A 19,505-nucleotide genomic window follows, 5' to 3' on the forward strand; every position below is an offset into this window, starting at 1 on the left:
GGTCTACCGAGTGGTGCGACGAAGTGATGCCGGCGCGACTGGAACAGGCGCAGGCTCCAGCGGGGCACCGGCACGCCATTCGGAGCTGAGTGGCATGGAGCCCGCCCGTCACATGAACGGGATCAAGGGATGGCCAGTCTGGCTCAAGGTCACCACCTGGGCGTCCTGCATGCTCGTTGTCGCCGGCCTCGCGTTCGCAGCCTTCTGGGTGATTCGTCTCCAGCTGAACATCTCGAAGGCACCCCTGTCCGCCGGAAGCGAGAAGTTGGAGAACACTAATGACAGGACTGACCGGCTGCAGATCCTGATTCTTGGCTCCGACACTCGTGACGGCAAGAACTCCCAGTACGGTTCGGCCGAGGACTCTACGGGCTATGGCCAGTCGGACGTCATGATGCTCCTGGACATATCGAAGGACAATAAGCGGGTCAGCGTCGTCAGCTTCCCACGTGACCTGTTGGTCGACATTCCAAAGTGCATCGACCATGAGAGTGGGCAGACGTATCCGGCCCGCAGCGGCGTGATGATCAATACTGCAATGGCCGAGGCAGGCATCGGGTGCGCTGTGGATACGATCAATGAGCTGACCGGGATGAAAATCGACCACTTCATGATGGCGGACTTCAACGCCGTGAAGGAGCTTTCCTCCACGGTCGGCGGCGTCGACGTCTGCATCAGCGACGCCGTCTTTGATCCGGATTCCGGACTGCGCCTTCCCAAAGGCACATCGCAGGTGGAGGGCGAACAGGCCCTGGCCTTCCTCAGGACCCGCCACGCCTTCGAACTTGGCGGAGACCTTGGCCGTATCAAGGCCCAGCAGGGTTTCCTTTCTGCCCTGACCCGCAAGATCAAGGATGACGGTACCCTCGGCGATCCGCAGAAGTTGCTTCGCATCGCGGACGTAGTCACGCAGAACCTGACTGTCGACGATGGACTGGCCTCGGTGCAGTCGCTGCTGACCATAGGAAGCCGGCTCCGGGATATCGATGTTTCCAAGGTGGCATTCGTCGCCGCGCCCACTCAGCCCGCTTCCCAGGACCCGAACCGGCTTGAGCTCGTGGAGCCCGAGGCGTCCCAGCTTTTTGCTGCCCTGCGCGCGGACCTTGACCTGACTTCCCCTGGCTCCACCGAGAGTCCGAGTCCCGCCCGTCCCGCAGATCCCACTGCTCCAGCCACTACTGCTCCGGCGCCGCCTGCACCGGCCTACGACAAAGCACTTCAACCAGTCGCTGTTGCAAATGGTTCAGGCACCCCGGCAAGGGCGCAGGAACTCCTTCAAACGATCACCGGCGCCGGCTTCACCCGGGCCAGCACCTTCGCGGCCGCAACGGTGAACACCACTGTGGTCTACTATGGCGCAGGCTTTGAGGACGTTGCCAAGGACGTCGCCGCACTGTTCGGCATCCCGGCAATCCAGCAGGAGGCCTCGGTGACCGGCGTCCAGGTCTACCTGGGAACCGACTTCACGTCCGGGACCCAATACGGCCAGGCTACAGTTCCCAAGGACGTCGTGAACCAGACAGCCAGCGACGTCATCTGCCAGACCGCCAACCCGGCCTACGTCACCGGATAATGTCACCCTGGTGATCGAGCCGGTCGAGATCTTCGACAGGCTCGACCTCCGGGCTGCTACCAGATGTTGACGCGGTCCTCGGGATCCAGCCACATGGCATCATTGGGCGTTACGTCAAAGGCGTCATGGAACGGGGTCAGGTTCCGCGCAATGGCGTTGGTGCGGAATTCATTGGGGGAGTGTGGGTCCGTGGCCAGGCGGCGAATGGCCTCTTCGGGGCGGATCACCTGGCGCCAGCCTGCGGCCCAGGACATAAAGAAGCGCTGCCAGCCGGTGAAGCCGTCCAGGACGGGCGGTTCTTCACCATTGAGGCTGAGCAGATAGGCCTTATAGGCGATGGTCATTCCGCCCAGGTCGCCAATGTTCTCACCGAGGGTCAGCCTGCCGTTGACCTTGTGGTCCGGAGCCGCGTAGGGGGACAACGCGTCGTACTGGGAGACCAGCTTGGCGGTGCGTTCCTCGAATGCGGCGCGGTCCTCCTCAGTCCACCAGTTCCGGAGGGCGCCGCTTCCGTCGAACTGCGAGCCCTGGTCGTCGAAGCCGTGGCCGATTTCATGGCCAATGACGGCACCGATTCCGCCGTAATTGACGGCGTCGTCGGCGTCCGCCGTAAAGAACGGTGGCTGCAGGATCGCGGCCGGAAAGACGATCTCGTTCAGCATGGGATGGTAATAGGCGTTGACCGTCTGGGGCGTCATGAGCCACTTGTTCAGGTCCACGGGCTTGCCCACCTCATCGAGGTGGCGGTCGACGTCGGCGCTATGGGCCCGCTCGACGTTGCCCAGGAGGTCGGCGGGATCGATGTCTACTGCCGAATAGTCGATCCACTCGTCCGGGAAGCCGATCTTCGGCCGGAAGGCCTCCAGTTTTTTCAGGGCTTCGGCCTTGGTGGCCTCGCCCATCCATTCGAGGGAAGTGATGCTCTGGCGGTACGCCTCAATGAGTCTGGAGACCAGCTCCTGCATCTTCGCCTTGTGGCCCTCGGGAAAGTGTCGTGCCACGTAAATCTGGCCGACGGCTTCTCCGAGGCCCGCCTCGACGACCGCTACGCCACGCTTCCAGCGGTCCTTGTTCTGGGGAGTACCGCTGAGCGTGGTTCCGTAGAAGTCGAAGTTCGCATCGATGAATGCCGCCGAAAGGTAGGGAGCGGCGGAGCTGATGACGCGCATGGCCAGCCACTCACGCCACGTGCCGAGATCTTCGGATTCGAGCAGTGAAGCCGCGCCGCCGAAGAAGTCGGGAGTGCTGACCACCAGTTCGCTCCACTTGGCGTCCTCGATTCCTGCAGCCAGGAACCAGCCACCGAGCTGCGGGAACAGTTCCTGGCCCTCAGCGGCGGTCTTCAGGTTGTAGGTTTTCTGGGGGTCGCGCAAGGTGACGTTGTCCCAGTGATGCGAAGCGAGGGCGGTCTCGAGGGCCACAACCCGCCCGGCCGCGGCCTCGGCGTCGGGCATTTCCGCCAGTGTGAGCATGCGGGCGATATGGGCACGGTAGGCCTCAACAATGGGTGCGAACTTTTCTTCACGGTAGTAGGACTCATCGGGCAGGCCCAGGCCGCCCTGGCCTACGTAAAGCAGCACGCGCTCGGGGTTGCCTGCATCCGGGGCCGGGTAGATGGAAAACAGTCCCGCCACGTCGGCACGGAACAGCCGGCCTACCAGCTCGATGAGCTCGGCAACGGACTGCACGGCGGAGACCGAGGCCAGGCGCGCCCGAATCGGGTCCACGCCCTTGGCCTCCGCGGCGGCCTCGTCCATGAAGCTGCGGTACAGGTCGCCTACCTTGCGTTCGATCCCGCTTGCCTCAGGTCCCTTGGCTGCCGCTTCCTCGATGATGGCCCGGACCGCCAGCTCCGCACCATCGCGAAGGGCGGTGAACGTTCCTTCCAGCGGACGGTCGTCCGGAATGGTTGTGTTCTTAAGCCATGCACCGTTCACGTGCTGATACAGATCGTCCTGCGGGCGCACGTTGTGATCGATGTTTGACAGTGTGATCCCCGACTGTGGCACATGTACTCCTTCGGAACGACGTGTGCAGGCGGCTGTCCACCGCTGCGGCGTCTGAATAATGGACGATGCTTGAGGTGTTGCACTGTCATCATACGCACCCGTGTTACTGTGAAATGGTGCGCGCAGGAATGCTTCTTCTTAGCTGCCGCGGCGAGGCCTAGTACGCGATCTGACGCAAGGCCAACCCTCGCTGCGGAGTTTGTGTTGCCCGGCCTACCTTGAACAAAGATTGAGAGAAAAGGCCACAAGTCATGCGAAACGCACAAAAGCCCTCCGGAATGCCCGTCCACCGCTACATTCCCTTCCAGGACCAGATTTCCGTGAGTGTTCCGGACCGCACCTGGCCGGACAAGGTCATCACCAAGGCACCCCGCTGGTGCGCAGTTGACCTGCGCGATGGAAACCAGGCCCTGATCGATCCCATGAGTCCGGCACGCAAGCTGAAGATGTTCCAGCTGCTCGTGAAGATGGGCTACAAGGAGATCGAGGTGGGATTTCCGTCGGCGTCCCAGACAGACTTTGACTTCGTCCGCCAGCTCATCGAGGGCAACCACATCCCCGACGACGTCACCATCCAGGTCCTGACCCAGGCCAGGGAGCACCTGATCGAGCGGACCTATGAATCGCTGGTCGGTGCCAAGCAGGCCATAGTCCACCTGTACAACTCCACATCCGTGCTGCAGCGTCGCGTGGTGTTCAACCAGGATGAAGACGGCATCCTGGACATCGCTTTGCAGGGTGCCCGCCTGTGCAAGAAGTACGAAGAAACGCTCGCGGATACCCATATTACGTATGAGTATTCGCCGGAATCCTTCACCGGGACGGAACTGGAATACGCCGTCCGCGTGTGCAACGCGATCGCGGATGTCTTCGAAGCGTCGGCCGACAAACAGGTCATCATCAACCTGCCGGCCACGGTGGAAATGGCCACGCCGAATGTCTATGCCGACTCGATCGAGTGGATGAGCCGCAACCTGCACCCGCGTGAGGGCATCATCATCTCGCTGCACCCGCACAATGACCGCGGCACGGGAGTCGCCGCCGCGGAGCTGGGGTACCTGGCCGGCGCCGACCGGATTGAGGGCTGCCTGTTCGGCAATGGTGAGCGCACGGGTAACGTCGACCTCGTCACCCTGGGCCTGAACCTGTTCGTGCAGGGCATCGATCCCATGATCGATTTCTCGAACATCGACGAGATCCGCCGCACGGTTGAGTACTGCAACCAGCTGCCGGTTCCGGAGCGTTCACCGTACGGCGGGGACCTCGTCTTCACCGCCTTTTCCGGTTCACACCAGGACGCCATCAAGAAGGGGTTCGAAGCCCTCGAAAAGGATGCCGCTGCTGCCGGCAAGGATGTGGACGAGTTCACCTGGCAGGTTCCCTACCTGCCCATTGACCCCAAGGACCTCGGCCGCAGCTACGAGGCTGTCATCCGGGTCAACTCGCAGTCCGGCAAGGGCGGCGTCGCCTATCTGCTGAAGAACGAGCACAACCTGGACCTGCCACGCCGTGCACAGATTGAGTTCTCCGGCGTCATCCAGCGGCAGACCGACACTGTGGGTGGCGAGGTCAGCGGCGCCCAGCTGTGGCAGATCTTCCAGGACGAGTACCTGCCGTCCGCGCAGCCGGACAACCAGTGGGGCCGTTATTCACTGGCTGCCGTCAGCACAGAGCACGACGAATCCAGCACCATGACCCTCCACGCCACGCTTCGCGTCGACGGCGTGGAGACCCCGCGCACAGGCACCGGCAACGGACCCATCGCGGCGCTGCTGAACATCCTCCATGCCGACGGCGTCGACGTCCGGGTGCTGGACTACAGCGAACACGCCCTTTCCGAAGGCGGGAACGCCCTGGCTGCCGCCTACGTCGAATGTGCCGTGGGCGACAGGGTGCTCTGGGGCGTAGGCATCGATTCGAACACCAGCATGTCCTCCCTCAAGGCCGTCATTTCCGCTGTCAACCGGGCCATCCGGGACGCGCAGGCCTAGCAGCCCGCCGGGCGGCACGGGATGTCCAAGGATGTTCCGGCGCCGCCCAGGGAGGCAGGGCCTCTACCAGCCCCGCCGGTGCGAAGATTAACTGTGGCCAATCAATCGTTTGCAGCCCGTTCCTATCGGGACGATGCTGTTGTGCTCCGTACCCACAAGCTGGGCGAAGCCGACCGGATCATCACCCTGCTCACGAAGCATCATGGCCAGGTGCGGGCGGTAGCAAAGGGCGTCCGCCGCACCAGCAGCCGCTTCGGCTCACGCCTGGAGCCCTTCATGGTGGTGGACCTGCAGTTGGTCTCGGGCCGGACCCTGGATATCGTCACGCAGGCAGTGGCCAAGGGTGCCTATGGAACCAGCATCGCAGCGGACTACGGAAGTTACACCGTTGCCGCCGCGATGACGGAGACCGCGGAAAAGCTGACCGACGTCGACGTCGAATCCGGCACGGCCCAGTACAGTCTCCTGGTGGGCGCCCTCGCATCACTGAGCCGCGCCGAACATCCCGCCGAGCTGATCCTCGATTCCTACCTGCTGCGGGCGCTGGCTACGGGCGGCTGGGCTCCGAGCTTCACCGATTGCTCCCGCTGTGGCGCTTCCGGCCCGCACAACGCGTTCTCCGCGCCGCTGGGAGGCATGGTCTGCCACTCTTGCCGGCCGCCCGGCTCTCCAGCACCTGCGCCCGAGACCGTTACCCTGCTGGCCGCGCTCCTGACCGGAGACTGGGCCGCGGCTGATACCTCCGATGGCGTGCACCGTCGCGAAGCGGCCGGCCTGGTGGCCGCCTACCTGCAGTGGCATTTGGAACGAGCACTGAAATCCCTCAAACACGTGGAGCGAAGCTGACAGTGGCATTCGGAAATAAAAGCAGGACCCTGCCGCCGCGAACCAAGCCGGTAGCCCAGCCATATCCCCACCCGTCCGGTGCGCAACCTCCTGGCATCCCGGCGGAACTCATCCCGCAGCACGTGGCGATCGTGATGGACGGGAATGGGCGGTGGGCCAACCAGCGGGGATTGCCCCGGATTGAGGGGCACAAGGCAGGGGAGCCGGCCCTACTGGATGTCATGGCAGGCGCCATCGAACTTGGAATCAAGTACGTCAGCGTTTATGCCTTCTCCACTGAAAACTGGCGGCGCTCTCCGGAAGAAGTCCGCTTCCTCATGGGGTTCAACAAGGACGTGCTACGCCGCCAGCGCAACCAGCTCGACGACTGGGGTGTCCGGATACGCTGGGCAGGGCGGCGGCCCAAACTGTGGGGCTCGGTGATCAAGGAACTCGAGGCAGCCGAGGACTTCACCCGAGCCAACGACACCTGCCACTTGACCATGTGCGTTAATTACGGTGGTCGGGCCGAAATCGCCGACGCCGTCTCGGCCCTGGCACAGGACGTTGCCGAGGGCAGGCTGAAGCCCGGGTCCATCACCGAGAAGACCATCCAGAAGTACCTCGACGAGCCGGACCTGCCCGACGTCGACCTTTTCCTGCGCAGCTCTGGCGAGCAGAGGCTGTCCAACTTCATGCTCTGGCAGTCCGCCTATGCAGAATTCGTGTTCCTCGACACCCTCTGGCCCGACGTCGACCGTCGCACCCTCTGGGACGCCGTCGAGATCTACGCAAGGCGGGACCGCCGCTACGGCGGTGCCGTCGACGCCGCGAGCCAGCAGCATGGGGCCTAGGAAGGATCCGGCTCAATGTACCCGCGGATCCAGCGCGCCAGCCTTGAATATGCGTCGGTTCGGACAGGCGCCGCGGAAAGGAACACGTCGTGCAGGGCGCCTTCGATCCTTTCAAGCGTTACAGTCCGCCCCAAGGCCATTGCCCGGATCGCCATGGTGTTCACATCCAAGACGGCATCAGATCGCCGCATGGCTTCCTGCCAGACCATTCCGTTGGCACTGGAACGTGACATCAGCACCAGCACCGGAATATCGAGCCGCAGTCCTCGGGCAATCCGGGAGTGGCCCGCGAGCACGGCGCGAAGCCACCCCGCCCGGACCGGAAAGGCCATGGGAGGCCTGTACTTGTCATCCAGATACCACTCTCCCTCAGCGGAACTGCTGATACTTCGGTAGTAGAAGCCGCGCTCCGGCAGTTTCAAGACCGCTTCGGGCCGCAGGCGGGCGAGGGGCTCCACCATGGTTCGTGCGGCGCGCCGGACGAGGGCACTGCCGTGCATCTCCAGCCAGGGGCTGTTCAGCACGAGGAACTGGACTTCGCCAGGGTGGCGGCTGGCCCAGAGGGCAGCGATCAGGCCCCCGGTTGAATGCCCCATGAGGGTCAGTTTGGGCACTGCTTCGCCGCTGCGGATCAGTGAGATCGTCTGGCTGATTTCGGCGTCGTAGTCATCAAGATGGGCAACGTAGCCCCCTGGTGTGTCCGGCTGCAGGCTTCGTCCATGGTTGTGCATGTCCAGGGCATAGAAAGCGAAGCCCCGGGCTGTCCAGAACCTGGCCAGTTCGACGTTGAAGAAATAGTCGCTCCAGCCGTGCAGGAAGAGGATGGCGCCGTTGCTGGCGGGGGACTGGCTACCGTCCTTGGGAACGTGACGGACTAGCGTCGCGGTTCGCGTGATGCCGTCCGGGCCGGCGGCCTGGAAACCGCAGCTTTCGAAATCCTCTCCAAGAATGTCCGTCTGCCACTCCATGGCACCAGCTTAGACATAGAAGGGGACGGGACTCGGTTTGGAGACTCCGGGGCGAGGCGGAAGACTGGAGCCATGCGCGTTTATCCCACCTTCTTCAAGCTGGCCTTTTCCTGGATGGATGCCGAAAAAGCCCACAAGATCGGCTTTCAGGCAATCCGGCTGGTTCATCGTGTGGGGGCGGGGCGGCTCCTTGCCAAGGCAACGGCTCCCGATGCTTCCCTGCGGACCGAGGCGTTCGGCCTGACCTTCCCGTCGCCGTTTGGGCTTGCGGCCGGCTTTGACAAGGAAGGCCATGGCATCGAGGCTCTCAGCGAGCTGGGGTTCGGCCATGTCGAGGTGGGAACCATCACCGGCCAGGCCCAGCCCGGGAATGAGAAGCCCCGGTTGTTCCGGCTCATTGAAGACAAGGCTGTCATCAATCGCATGGGCTTCAACAATGACGGGGCCCTCGCGGTGGCACCGCGCCTCAAGGCAGCCCGCGCTTCCCTTCAGGCCCGGCATCCGGGCGTGCGACCCGTGATCGGTGTCAACATTGGCAAGACCAAACTTGTCGAGCTCGATGACGCCGAGGCAGACTACCTGGTCAGTGCAAGGACCCTTGCCCCTGCTGCCGACTACCTTGTGGTCAACGTCAGCTCCCCGAATACACCGGGCCTGAGGCTCCTGCAGAACGTTGAGACGTTGAGGCCGCTTCTGCGCGCGGTCGGGAAGGCGGCGGATGAGGCGGCGGGCCGGCACGTTCCGCTGCTGGTCAAGATCGCCCCTGACTTGAGTGATGAAGACATCGACGACGTCGCCCGGCTTGCGCTCGACCTCAAGCTGGACGGCATCATCGCCACCAACACAACGATCACCCGGGATGGTCTGCGCAGCGATGCAGCCAAGGTGGAGTCCTGCGGGGCAGGCGGCCTGTCAGGTGCGCCGCTGAAAGCACGCTCCCTTGAGGTGCTGCGCCGGCTGAAGGCGGCGGTGGGCAACGACCTCACGCTGGTGTCCGTCGGAGGCGTCCAGAGCGGAGCCGATGTGCAGGAGCGGCTGGACGCAGGCGCTACCCTGGTCCAGGGCTATACGGCATTCCTCTATGAGGGCCCTTTTTGGGCGGCAGGCATCAACAAATACCTTGCCCGCTCGTCAAAGGAGCGCGTCGGCAAATAGAGGAGTTAATGCAGGAGACCCCGGACCAGGCAGGTCCGGGGTCTCCTTGGCTTGAAGGGGAGGAAGGCGTTTAGGAAGGGTACTGGCCGCGCTTGACCTGGGGCTTGGGCAGCCGGAGCTTCCGGAACTGCAATGCACGCATGGAGCCGTACCAGACGGCCCCACGTTCCACCTCACCGAATTTTTCGGTGAGCCGCTTACGCAGCTTGCGCGAAAGAATGAAGACGTCGACGAAGACAGCCAGGAACATGACCCAGAAGCCGCCCAGGACGTAAATCATCTGGTCGCTTGTGGACGGCACCAGGAGCGAAATGAGGACGAAGACGAGCGCACCAAACATGAGGTACTCGCCAAGGGTGAACCGGGCATCCACGTAGTCACGGACGAAACGCTTCTGGGGGCCCTTGTCCCGCAGGGGAAGGAACCGCTCGTCGCCGGTGTCCAGCGCCTGGCGCATCTTCTGGCGCTGGTCCTGGATGGCGGCACGCTCCGCCGCCTTCGACGCTTTGCGGTCGGTCGGTACCAGGGGACGCTTACGCGCTGCCTCCTGGTCCTTGCGCCTGGGCGTTGGGGTACCCTTTCCTGCACGGGCATCCCGCTCGGCAGCGGTCTCGAGGGCCGACTGGTCTACTACGTCCTGAGCGCTGGGCTCTTCCTTTTTACGTCCAAACACCAATACAGAATACCCCGCAGCGACACACCGGAGTTCCGGTGAGGGCAGGAGCGCGTCGCGCCACCAAGCATCGTGACGCGCCGTCGTCCTGTGTTCCGCACTATAACGGGCGGTTGTAGTGTTTTGGCCATGACTTCATCGAAGGCGGAGACCCCGCAGAATGCACCGGGCACCATCGAACCGGTCGACATCGAAGCGCTGCGCCGGCTTGTCGATTCAAACTTTGAGCAGACCGTTGACAGCCTGAAGGCCCTGGTTTCAATTCCTGGTATCGCCTGGTCCAGCTTCGATCCTGCTGAGCTGGACAGAAGTGCGGGGGCAGTGGCGGAGCTGGTTCGCCAGGCCGGTGTCGATGAAGTCCAGGTGCTGCGCTGCAACAAGGATGACGGCACGCCGGGCGGACCGGCGATCGTGGCGCGGAAGAAGGCGGCGCCTGGCATGCCGACCATCCTCCTGTATGCCCATCATGACGTTCAGCCGCCGGGGGAGCGGATCCTCTGGGAATCCAATCCTTTCATCGCAGAAGAGCGCGACGGCCGCCTCTACGGTCGTGGCGCGGCAGACGACAAAGCGGGGATCATGGCGCACCTTGCAGCCTATGCCGCCGTATCCGCTTTTCTGGACGGAGAGCTTGGCCTCGGGGTGACGTTCTTCATCGAAGGCGAGGAGGAAGCCGGTTCGCCTACCTTCCGTAACTTCCTTGAGACCCACAAGGACCTGCTTCGGGCTGATGTGATCGTCGTGGCGGACTCGAGTAACTGGAAGGTGGGTATTCCGGCGCTGACCACGAGCCTGCGGGGCCTGGTCGACGGGACCGTGGAAGTCCGGGTCCTGGAGCACGCCGTCCACTCGGGCATGTTCGGAGGTCCCGTGCTTGACGCGCCGACGCTGTTGTCGCGGCTGATCGCAACCTTCCATGATGAACAGGGGAATGTCGCCGTCCAAGGGCTGGTTTCCCGCGACGACGTCGCGATTGACCTGACAGAGGCCGAGTTTCGTGCAGATGCCTCAGTGCTCGACGGCGTTCGGCTCGCCGGATCCGGCAGCATCACTTCCAGGCTGTGGACGAAACCTGCCCTGTCGATCATCGGGATCGACGCCCCCTCTGTTGCCTTGGCCTCAAACACCCTTGTGCCGGCGGCAAAGGCAAAGTTCAGCCTGAGGCTGGCACCGGGCCAGTCGCCGTCCGACGCGATGGCCGCCCTTAGGAAACACGTTGAGGAACATGCACCCTTTGGTGCCAGGGTTACGTTCACGCCCGGAGAGATGGGCAACGCATTCTCAACCGATACCAGCTCCAAGCCGGCCCGGATGGCCTTGTGGGCACTCGGCGAGGCCTGGGGTGTGGTTCCGGTGGAAACGGGGATCGGTGGTTCCATTCCTTTCATCTCAGACCTGCGCGAGGTCTATCCCGAGGTGCAGATCCTTGTGACGGGAGTGGAGGACCCGGATTCCCGTGCGCATAGTGCCAATGAGTCGCTCCATCTCGGGGACTTCCGCAACACCATCGTGGCCGAGGCGCTCCTCTTGCTGGGCCTGAACAACGGCGAATAGTTCCCTGTTTTCCATGGCACCGGGAACATCGCCTGATGCTCTGTGGTTACGTAGGAAGTTAGAGCTATTGCTGTGTCCGTCGTAGCATTAGCTATAGCCCGAACGTAATTTCAAGGGCAGGCAGCGCGGAAGCGCGGCCGCCAAGGCGTCATAAGAAGGTAGGCCCCATGAGCACCGCAACCAACGAAAACAGCACTGACGTGCAGGCTCCTGCTAGCGGCGAGCTTCCCACCCACGAGGTCAATCTGACGGATGTGGCCGCAGGAAAGGTCCGTAGCCTCCTGGAGCAGGAGGGCCGGACGGACCTCCGACTCCGTGTGGCCGTGCAGCCCGGAGGCTGCTCCGGCCTGATTTACCAGCTTTACTTCGATGAACGCATTCTCGACGGCGACGCGGTTCGCGACTACGACGGTGTTGAAGTCGTGGTCGACAAGATGAGCGTTCCCTACCTGAGTGGCGCCAGCATCGACTTCGAAGACACTATCTCGAAGCAGGGTTTCACCATCGACAACCCGAATGCCGGCGGATCCTGCGCCTGTGGAGATTCCTTCCACTAATCAGGGCTCTTCGCCTGTTAGCACCGGTGCGTTGGAAGCGGTTTCTGCCGCTTCCGACGCACTGTGCTGACATGTGGGCGAAATTTGCCGCCTAGCGGTAAGCTCTACATCGGGTAGTAAAACTTTTCGTGTGCCTGGTGAGCCTTCGGCTTGCCGGGACGCAGCAACAAGAGGAAGGGCCGTCTGTGAGTTCGCAGAACCGAACCGGCAGCCGACGCATAAAGATCACCTCGATCACTGGCTTGGCACTAGCCGGCGCGTTGGTTTTGACTGGATGTTCACCAGAGGTAGAGAAGGGCTGGTTGCCCACTGAACGCGGCACCACCAGCAACACTGACCGCATCATGGACCTCTGGGTCAACTCATGGATTGCCGCTATGGTCGTCGGCATTATTACCTGGGGTTTGATCGTCTGGTGCATCGTTGCCTACCGCCGCCGCAAAGGCACTGTGGGATTCCCCAAGCAGCTGAGCTACAACCTGCCGCTTGAGGTCTTCTACCTGACGATCCCCCTTTTCATGGTCCTCGTGTTCTTCTACTTCACAGACCGCGACCAGCAGGCTATTGATGACCGCTCGCAGCCGGCCGACGTCGTTGTTGACGTCCGCGGCAAGCAGTGGGCCTGGGACTTCAACTACAAGCAGGGCTCGGTAATCTCCGAGGACCTGCATGAAGCAGGCGTTCAGGCGCACCTCACCGGCGCGGAGGTGGACAAGGAAAAGCTTCCCACCCTGTACCTCCCGGTTAACAGGTCCGTAGACCTCGAGCTCAACGCCCGCGACGTCATCCACTCCTTCTGGGTTCCCGCCTTCCTGCAGAAGCGCGACATGATTCCCGGAAAGACCAACTACATCAGGTTCACTCCTACCAAGGAGGGCACCTACGACGGCAAGTGCGCCGAGCTCTGCGGCGAATACCACTCCGAAATGCTGTTCCGGGTAAAGGTTGTCTCCGAGTCCGAATTCCAGGCCCACATGGACAAGCTGCGCCAGGATGGCAACACCGGCCTTCTCGGTGAAGAGTACGACCGCAACCCGAGCCTGTCCGAGAATAAGTAAGGGAAGCGACGTGGCTGTTTACACTCCATCCGCGGGAGTTCTTGAAGCTCCCGTAGTACCGAAGTCCAAGGGGCGCATCGTCGTCAACTGGATTACCTCCACTGACCACAAGACCATCGGGTACATGTACCTGATTGCGTCTTTTGTGTTCTTCTGCCTCGGCGGCGTCATGGCGCTGCTGATCCGTGCGGAGCTGTTCGAACCTGGCATGCAGATCCTGCAGACCAAGGAACAGTACAACCAGATGTTCACGATGCACGGCACCGTGATGCTGCTGATGTTCGCTACGCCTTTGTTCGCCGGTTTCGCCAACGTCATCATGCCGCTGCAGATCGGTGCACCGGACGTTGCCTTCCCGCGACTGAACGCCCTGGCCTTCTGGTTCTTCCTGTTCGGTTCCACCATTGCGGTGTCCGGCTTCATCACCCCGCAGGGTGCCGCTTCCTTCGGCTGGTTCGCTTACGCGCCGCTATCCAACACCACGTTCAGCCCTGGCGTCGGTGGCGATCTCTGGGTGTTCGGCCTTGGTTTGTCCGGCTTCGGCACCATCCTTGGTGCGGTGAACTTCATCACCACCATCCTCTGCATGCGCGCTCCCGGTATGACCATGTGGCGTATGCCGATCTTCACCTGGAACACGCTGGTCACCGCCATCCTGGTGCTCATGGCCTTCCCGCCCCTGGCGTCCGCACTGTTCGCCCTGGGTGCGGACCGTCGATTCGGTGCCCACATCTTTGACCCGGAAAACGGCGGTGCCGTCCTGTGGCAGCACTTGTTCTGGTTCTTCGGCCACCCCGAGGTGTACATCATCGCGCTGCCGTTCTTCGGCATCGTGTCCGAGATCTTCCCGGTCTTCAGCCGCAAACCGATCTTCGGCTACAAAGGCCTTGTTTACGCCACGATCGCCATTGCCGCATTGTCCGTGACGGTGTGGGCCCACCACATGTACGTCACCGGTTCGGTGCTGCTGCCGTTCTTCGCCTTCATGACCATGCTGATCGCGGTCCCGACGGGCGTGAAATTCTTCAACTGGATCGGCACGCTATGGAAGGGCTCGCTCACTTTCGAGACCCCCATGCTGTGGAGCCTGGGCTTCCTGGTCACCTTCCTCTTCGGCGGACTGACTGGCATCATCCTGTCCTCCCCGCCGCTGGACTTCCACGTCTCCGACTCCTATTTCGTGGTGGCACACTTCCACTACGTGGTCTTCGGCACCGTGGTGTTCGCGATGTTCGCCGGCTTCTACTTCTGGTGGCCGAAGTGGACCGGCAAGATGCTCAACGAACGCCTCGGCAAAATCCACTTCTGGCTGCTGTTCCTGGGCTTCCACGGCACCTTCCTGATCCAGCACTGGCTGGGCGTCGAAGGCATGCCGCGCCGCTACGCCGACTATATGCCGCAGGACAACTTCACGTGGATGAACCAGTTCTCCACCATTTCCTCGTTCGTTCTTGGCGCTTCCCTCCTGCCGTTCTTCTGGAACGTCTACATCACTTGGCGAAGCGACAAGAAGGTGGAAGTGGACGACCCCTGGGGCTTCGGCGCCTCGCTGGAGTGGGCCACCTCCTGCCCGCCTCCCCGCCACAACTTCACCTCGTTGCCGCGTATCCGCTCCGAGCGTCCGGCCCTGGACCTGCACCACCCGGAGCTGTCGCAGCGCCACACCGTAGAGGGCCCCGAGCCGGCGGCATCGCTGCTGGGCAATGCTGACCAGAAGGACACCGCCAAATGAAAATTGAGTCATGGCTCTTCGGAGCAGGAGTCTTCTTCTTCGTACCGGTATCCCTGGCCTATGGATTCCTGACCCACTGGTCTGAGTGGGTGGGCACCCTCGGTATCCTCCTGGTCGGCGGCCTTGCCGGCATGATCGGCGCATACCTTGGCTTCACCGGCAAGCGTGTAGGCCTCCGCCCGGAGGACCGCGAAGACGCCGAGATCCACGAAGGCGCGGGCGAACAGGGACACTTCAGCCCGTGGAGCTGGTGGCCGCTGGTCCTCGGCCTGGCCTGTGCCGGCGGTTTCCTCGGACTGGCCATCGGCTTCTGGATCCTGTTCGTCAGCGCAGGCCTCGCGCTCGTGGCCCTGATCGGCTGGGTATTCGAGTACAGTCGCGGCGATCACGCCCACTAGCGTTTAGCTGGAAATACGACGGCGGGCCCCACCCTTGAGGTGGGGCCCGCCGTCGGCGTTTAAGCGCCCGTCGGCTAACTGCCCACAGGCCTTGCCTGCCCTGCCAGTAGCTCCGATAGCCCCATCAATACCAACTGGGCGGCGGCGCGTTCCTCCTCGTCGGACAGGTCCGCATCTGAAACCGCCAGCACCACGTCGCAGCCGTGCCCAAAGTCTTCGGTCATGACGTCCAGAAGCGACCGGGCGCCAACTTGCCGCAGGCCCGGTTTCCGTATAGTCACGCCTAGCCCGGTCTCGGTGACACCCCGGACAAACACAGCAGCATCCCGGGCATGCAGGCCCATCTCAGCGGCAACTACGGCATTTAGTTCGGGCACGCGGGACTCCTTCATGTCCGGGCAGTCCCATGCTTAGGAGAGATTGGGGGACAGCCCGCTTGCTGTTGTGATCCCTACAAGGTTAGCGCCGCTTCAGCCGGGTAAATCCGCCGGTCTAGACCCCCCTGATCGTGCCTTACTCTGGAAGTATGCTCCAGTTCCATCCGGCGGATTATCATGCCTGCTGACGCTACCGCAATTGCAGGGGAGATCGACCGCGAAAGCGGCGTCCCCATCTACATTCAGCTTCGCGAAATTCTCCGCAGTTTCATCATCCAATCCTGCCCGCCCGGCGCGTCGCTGCCATCGGAACGGGATCTCGCCGAACGCTTCAGCCTCGCCCGCATGACTGTGCGGCAGGCCATTGACGCTTTGGTAGGCGAAGAGGTCGTTGAACGCGTTGTAGGCCTGGGAACGTTCGTCAAGAAACCGAAATTGGACCTCCAAGTCAAGCTGACGTCCTATAGCGAGGAAATGCAGCGGCGCGGAATGGTCCCCGCGGCAAAAGTGCTCAGCTTCGAGCAAATCGCCGCCAGCGCCTTTCTGGCACGCGAACTGCAGCTGGAGGAGGGTACGCCCCTCGTCCGCTTCCGGCGCCTTCTATTGGCCGATAACGAGCCAATGAGCGTGGATGAAAACTTCATCCCCGCCCACCGCGTTCCAGGTCTTCTTGACGAAGGCCCGCCGAGCTCCCTCTACAACGTCCTCAGCGAACGTTTCGGCCTGGTGATGGAGTGGGGAGAGGACATGATTGAGGCGACAGCCGCGTCGCCGTCAACGGCACGGCTCTTGAACGTTGACGTGGGAGCACCCCTCTTGAAGATCCAGCGGCATGCCTTCGTTGCGCGCGCGATGGTGGACTATTCGGTGTCCTACTACCGGGCAGACCGCTACAAGCTTTGGATTCCCCTGCAACGTCCCGGCGTGCGGCCCACCCGGAACTACTCCTCGGGCTACCGCAGCAACCCGTAGCAGCTTCCAAGCACAAGAGGAGGGATCGATCCTTGCGGACCGATCCCTCCTCTTGTCGGAGAGCTATCTCAGCTAGTGGCTGAGGCTCTTCTGTTCTGCCGTTTCGATGGCCTCGTGATGAGCGTGGCCATGTGCTGCTTCCAGTTCGGCCGGAGTGGCCGGGGCAACGCGGTCCTCGAAGAACCACTTCGAGAGCGCCGCGCGTCGCTTCTCCTTGCGGGTCACGATGCCGTGCTCGTTCGGAACTGCGGGCAGCACCGACGGGGACTCGAAGCCCACCAGCTTGTAGCGCTTGTATTCATCCAAGGGAGCGTGAACCTCGATGAACTCACCATGCGGAAGGCGCACGATGCGGCCCGTCTCGCGTCCATGCAGCGCGATCTCGCGGTCCTTACGCTGGAGAGCGAGGGCTACGCGCTTGGTCACGACGAACGCGATAACCGGTCCGAGGAAGAACAGCGCCCGGAGCCAGTACGTGACGTCGTTCAGTGAAACATGGAAGTGGGTTGCTATGAGGTCAGAACCTGCGGCCGCCCACATGACGCAGTACCAGGTGAAGCCTGCAACGCCGATTGCCGTACGGGTCGGAGCGTTACGAGGGCGATCCAGCACGTGGTGCTCGCGGTCGTCCTTGGTGATCCAGCGTTCGATCCAAGGGTACATGAACAGCACGGTGAAGATGATGCCTGCAGGCACGAGGGCCGGCAGAAGTACATTCAGAGTCAGCGTGTATCCGAAGATGACGTACTCGAAGTGGAAGCCGTTGACGACGCCCGGCATAAGTCGAAGCGCACCATCAACAAAGCCGATGTACCAGTCAGGCTGGGTACCCGCTGACACTGGTGACGGGTCGTAAGGTCCGTAGTTCCAGATCGGGTTGATCGTAAAGGCGGCGGCCATGATGGCAATGACGCCGAACACGATGAAGAAGAAACCGCCGGCCTTGGCCGCGTAGACAGGGCCAAGGGGGTAGCCCACGACGTTGCCGTCGTTGCGCCCGGGACCGGGGTACTGAGTGTGCTTGTGAATAACCACCATGAACAGGTGGATCACGATCATCAGGAGAATGAGCGCGGGCACCAGGAGGATGTGGAGCACATACAGGCGGCCAATAATGGCCGTGCCGGGGAATTCACCGCCGAACAGGAAGAAGGAGGTGTACGTTCCGATCACCGGGATGGACTTGATTACGCCGTCGATGATCCGGAGGCCGTTGCCTGACAGCAGGTCATCGGGGAGCGAGTAACCGGTGAAGCCGGCAGCCATAGCCAGGATCAGCAGGACGCCGCCCACCACCCAGTTCATTTCGCGGGGCCTGCGGAAGGCTCCGGTGAAGAATACGCGCAGCATGTGCACGCCGAGGGAGGCCACGAACAGCAGCGCTGCCCAGTGGTGGACCTGGCGCATGAAGAGCCCGCCGCGGATATCGAACGAGATGTTCAGCGATGAGCTGTAGGCCACGGACATCTCGACGTTGTACAACGGCGTGTACGAACCCTGGTAGTGGGTCTCCGCCATGGACGGGTCGAAGAAGAAGGTGAGGAAGGTACCCGACAGCAGCAGGATGATGAAGGAGTACAGCGCCACCTCCCCGAACATGAACGACCAGTGGTCCGGGAAGACCTTCCGGCCGAATTCGCGAAGGATTGGGGATCCGCCGACGCGTGAGTCAACGAAGTCCGTAACGCGCCCGACCTTGGTCTTGGCGACGAAGGGGGCTTCAGCTGTTGATTTGGCGCTCATGCTGGTCACGCTCCCAATAACTCGGTCCTACAGGTTCTTTGAAGTCGCTGGTCGCGACAAGGTAGCCCTCGGCGTCAACTGCAATCGGCAGCTGGGGGAGCGGACGGCTTGCCGGGCCGAAGATGACCTTGCATTCCTGCGTGAGATCGAACGTCGACTGGTGGCACGGGCACAGCAGGTGGTGCGTCTGCTGCTCGTACAGGGCAACAGGGCAGCCAACGTGGGTGCAGATCTTGGAGTAGGCGACGATTCCGTTGTAGCCCCAGTCCTCACGGCCGGGCGACGGGTTCAGGGACTCCGGGTTGAGGCGCATCAGTAGAACGACGGCTTTGGCCTTCTCGTTCAGCTTGCCTTCGTGCAGTTCGTTGAGGCCTTCGGGAATGACGTGGAAGGCCGAGCCGATGGTTACGTCCGATGCCTTGATGGGAGTGCCATCAGGGTCGCGGGTGAGGCGCTTGAGCTTGCCGTCCTGGGGAGCCCACATGGTGTGCGCAAGCTTGTCATCGGGGCGGGGACCCAGGTCGCCAAAGATGGCGACGGCCGGCAATGGAGCCAGCGCGATGGCGCCAATAAGCGTGTTGCGGATCAGTGGGCGGCGCTTGATGCCGGTTTCCTCGACGATGTCGTCAACGATCCGGACGGCAGCCTGGCGGTCCTCTTCGTGGCGGATCGCATGGCGCTCCTCCGACACTTCGTGGTCCGGCATGAGGGCCTTGGCCCAATGCACGATGCCCGTACCGATGCCCAGCATGGCAAAGGCAGTGCCCAGTCCAAGAAGCAGGTTCTGCGTGCGGATCGTTGCGATCGAGGAGTCCCCCAGATCGATGGCGAAGTACGCAACCAGGAAGATAAACGTTCCCACGATGGAGGCGCCAAAGAGGATAGCTACCTGCCGTTCTGCACGCTTTGCGGCCCTCGGGTCCGTGTCAGCCAGGCGCAAACGATGCGGAGGAAGACCAGGATCCTGGAACTTCTCCACTTCATTCTGACCAGCCGTAGCTACGGTGCCCGAGTGGCTCGGACTGCCGTCACTATGGTTGCCCATAATTCGCCTCATCCTTCTCTC

Annotated in this window: 17 protein-coding genes; 11 read left to right on the top strand and 6 right to left on the bottom strand. The window is 62.4% G+C overall.

The features are described from left to right. Nucleotides 1-112: 112 nt before the first annotated feature. Nucleotides 113-1,573, top strand: coding sequence for an LCP family protein (locus J7E82_RS04270; protein ID WP_251041411.1), 1,461 nt, complete (start codon nt 113-115; stop codon nt 1,571-1,573). 56 nt (nt 1,574-1,629) lie between these two features. On the opposite strand, the gene J7E82_RS04275 is transcribed toward J7E82_RS04270, so the two are convergent. Continuing rightward, nucleotides 1,630-3,582, bottom strand: coding sequence for a M13-type metalloendopeptidase (locus J7E82_RS04275; RefSeq protein WP_214860740.1), 1,953 nt, complete (start codon nt 3,580-3,582; stop codon nt 1,630-1,632). A gap of 251 nt (nt 3,583-3,833) precedes the next feature. On the opposite strand from J7E82_RS04275, the gene leuA reads away from it, so the two are divergent. The 3 genes from leuA to J7E82_RS04290 all read left to right on the top strand — a co-directional run bounded on the left by leuA (nt 3,834) and on the right by J7E82_RS04290 (nt 7,252). Beyond that, complete coding sequence (leuA, locus tag J7E82_RS04280) at nt 3,834-5,573, top strand: 2-isopropylmalate synthase (RefSeq protein ID WP_214860742.1); 1,740 nt, start codon at nt 3,834-3,836, stop codon at nt 5,571-5,573. 93 nt (nt 5,574-5,666) lie between these two features. Continuing rightward, complete coding sequence (gene recO / locus J7E82_RS04285) at nt 5,667-6,419, top strand: DNA repair protein RecO (RefSeq protein WP_214860744.1); 753 nt, start codon at nt 5,667-5,669, stop codon at nt 6,417-6,419. A gap of 2 nt (nt 6,420-6,421) precedes the next feature. Continuing rightward, nucleotides 6,422-7,252 (top strand): isoprenyl transferase, encoded by an 831-nt coding sequence (locus tag J7E82_RS04290; RefSeq protein ID WP_214860746.1) that lies wholly within the window; start codon nt 6,422-6,424, stop codon nt 7,250-7,252. Here J7E82_RS04290 and J7E82_RS04295 read toward each other — a convergent pair. Beyond that, a complete protein-coding gene (locus tag J7E82_RS04295) occupies nt 7,249-8,220 on the bottom strand; it encodes an alpha/beta hydrolase (RefSeq protein ID WP_214860748.1) in 972 nt (323 codons plus the stop codon). The two genes, J7E82_RS04290 and J7E82_RS04295, sit on opposite strands and share 4 nt — an antisense overlap. Before the next feature lie 72 nt (nt 8,221-8,292). Between J7E82_RS04295 and J7E82_RS04300 the strand changes: the two genes are divergently transcribed. Then, the gene (locus J7E82_RS04300; protein ID WP_214860749.1) at nt 8,293-9,375 is read left to right on the top strand and encodes a quinone-dependent dihydroorotate dehydrogenase; all 1,083 of its coding nucleotides are present in this window, start codon (nt 8,293-8,295) and stop codon (nt 9,373-9,375) included. Nucleotides 9,376-9,445: 70 nt separating this feature from the next. Here J7E82_RS04300 and J7E82_RS04305 read toward each other — a convergent pair whose 3' ends face one another. After that, nucleotides 9,446-10,048 (bottom strand): DUF3043 domain-containing protein, encoded by a 603-nt coding sequence (locus J7E82_RS04305; protein ID WP_214860750.1) that lies wholly within the window; start codon nt 10,046-10,048, stop codon nt 9,446-9,448. Nucleotides 10,049-10,177: 129 nt separating this feature from the next. Between J7E82_RS04305 and J7E82_RS04310 the strand changes: the two genes are divergently transcribed. From J7E82_RS04310 to J7E82_RS04330, 5 genes are all read left to right on the top strand, one after another. Then, complete coding sequence (locus tag J7E82_RS04310; protein ID WP_214860753.1) at nt 10,178-11,602, top strand: dipeptidase; 1,425 nt, start codon at nt 10,178-10,180, stop codon at nt 11,600-11,602. Nucleotides 11,603-11,769: 167 nt separating this feature from the next. Continuing rightward, the gene (locus tag J7E82_RS04315) at nt 11,770-12,159 is read left to right on the top strand and encodes an iron-sulfur cluster assembly accessory protein (protein ID WP_214860755.1); all 390 of its coding nucleotides are present in this window, start codon (nt 11,770-11,772) and stop codon (nt 12,157-12,159) included. A gap of 185 nt (nt 12,160-12,344) precedes the next feature. After that, complete coding sequence (coxB, locus tag J7E82_RS04320) at nt 12,345-13,217, top strand: cytochrome c oxidase subunit II (protein ID WP_214860757.1); 873 nt, start codon at nt 12,345-12,347, stop codon at nt 13,215-13,217. Nucleotides 13,218-13,227: 10 nt separating this feature from the next. Beyond that, nucleotides 13,228-14,949 carry a cytochrome c oxidase subunit I gene (ctaD, locus tag J7E82_RS04325; protein WP_214860759.1) on the top strand — a complete coding sequence of 574 codons (1,722 nt, stop codon included), beginning with the start codon at nt 13,228-13,230 and terminating at the stop codon, nt 14,947-14,949. Beyond that, on the top strand, nt 14,946-15,347 hold the full coding sequence (locus J7E82_RS04330; protein WP_214860764.1) for a cytochrome c oxidase subunit 4: 402 nt from the start codon (nt 14,946-14,948) through the stop codon (nt 15,345-15,347). The genes ctaD and J7E82_RS04330 overlap by 4 nt, the downstream gene beginning before the upstream one ends. A 74-nt stretch (nt 15,348-15,421) precedes the next feature. Here the strand turns inward: J7E82_RS04330 and J7E82_RS04335 are convergent, their stop codons facing one another. Further along, nucleotides 15,422-15,724, bottom strand: coding sequence for an HPr family phosphocarrier protein (locus J7E82_RS04335; protein WP_214860766.1), 303 nt, complete (start codon nt 15,722-15,724; stop codon nt 15,422-15,424). 177 nt (nt 15,725-15,901) lie between these two features. Here J7E82_RS04335 and J7E82_RS04340 point away from each other — a divergent pair, with 177 nt between their 5' ends. Beyond that, nucleotides 15,902-16,696 (top strand): GntR family transcriptional regulator, encoded by a 795-nt coding sequence (locus tag J7E82_RS04340; RefSeq protein WP_214860768.1) that lies wholly within the window; start codon nt 15,902-15,904, stop codon nt 16,694-16,696. A gap of 72 nt (nt 16,697-16,768) precedes the next feature. On the opposite strand, the gene J7E82_RS04345 is transcribed toward J7E82_RS04340, so the two are convergent. Both J7E82_RS04345 and J7E82_RS04350 read right to left on the bottom strand, forming a co-directional pair. Further along, nucleotides 16,769-18,439: a ubiquinol-cytochrome c reductase cytochrome b subunit gene (locus J7E82_RS04345; RefSeq protein WP_214860770.1), complete on the bottom strand. Its 1,671-nt coding sequence runs from the start codon at nt 18,437-18,439 to the stop codon at nt 16,769-16,771. Continuing rightward, on the bottom strand, nt 18,417-19,484 hold the full coding sequence (locus J7E82_RS04350; RefSeq protein ID WP_214860771.1) for a ubiquinol-cytochrome c reductase iron-sulfur subunit: 1,068 nt from the start codon (nt 19,482-19,484) through the stop codon (nt 18,417-18,419). The genes J7E82_RS04345 and J7E82_RS04350 overlap by 23 nt, the downstream gene beginning before the upstream one ends. Nucleotides 19,485-19,505: the final 21 nt, after the last annotated feature.

The organism is Arthrobacter sp. ISL-30, assembly GCF_018613855.1.
Taxonomy (GTDB): domain Bacteria; phylum Actinomycetota; class Actinomycetes; order Actinomycetales; family Micrococcaceae; genus Arthrobacter.

Excerpts from the sequence above, each read along its gene's own strand:
- J7E82_RS04300 (WP_214860749.1), top strand. The coding sequence starts at position 8,293 with ATGCGCGTTTATCCCACCTTCTTCAAGCTGGCCTTTTCCTGGATGGAT.
- J7E82_RS04315 (WP_214860755.1), top strand. The coding sequence starts at position 11,770 with ATGAGCACCGCAACCAACGAAAACAGCACTGACGTGCAGGCTCCTGCT.
- J7E82_RS04350 (WP_214860771.1), bottom strand. The coding sequence starts at position 19,484 with ATGGGCAACCATAGTGACGGCAGTCCGAGCCACTCGGGCACCGTAGCT.
- J7E82_RS04295 (WP_214860748.1), bottom strand. The coding sequence starts at position 8,220 with ATGGAGTGGCAGACGGACATTCTTGGAGAGGATTTCGAAAGCTGCGGT.
- J7E82_RS04330 (WP_214860764.1), top strand. The coding sequence starts at position 14,946 with ATGAAAATTGAGTCATGGCTCTTCGGAGCAGGAGTCTTCTTCTTCGTA.
- J7E82_RS04340 (WP_214860768.1), top strand. The coding sequence starts at position 15,902 with ATGCCTGCTGACGCTACCGCAATTGCAGGGGAGATCGACCGCGAAAGC.
- J7E82_RS04310 (WP_214860753.1), top strand. The coding sequence starts at position 10,178 with ATGACTTCATCGAAGGCGGAGACCCCGCAGAATGCACCGGGCACCATC.
- J7E82_RS04345 (WP_214860770.1), bottom strand. The coding sequence starts at position 18,439 with ATGAGCGCCAAATCAACAGCTGAAGCCCCCTTCGTCGCCAAGACCAAG.
- J7E82_RS04270 (WP_251041411.1), top strand. The coding sequence starts at position 113 with ATGAACGGGATCAAGGGATGGCCAGTCTGGCTCAAGGTCACCACCTGG.
- leuA (WP_214860742.1), top strand. The coding sequence starts at position 3,834 with ATGCGAAACGCACAAAAGCCCTCCGGAATGCCCGTCCACCGCTACATT.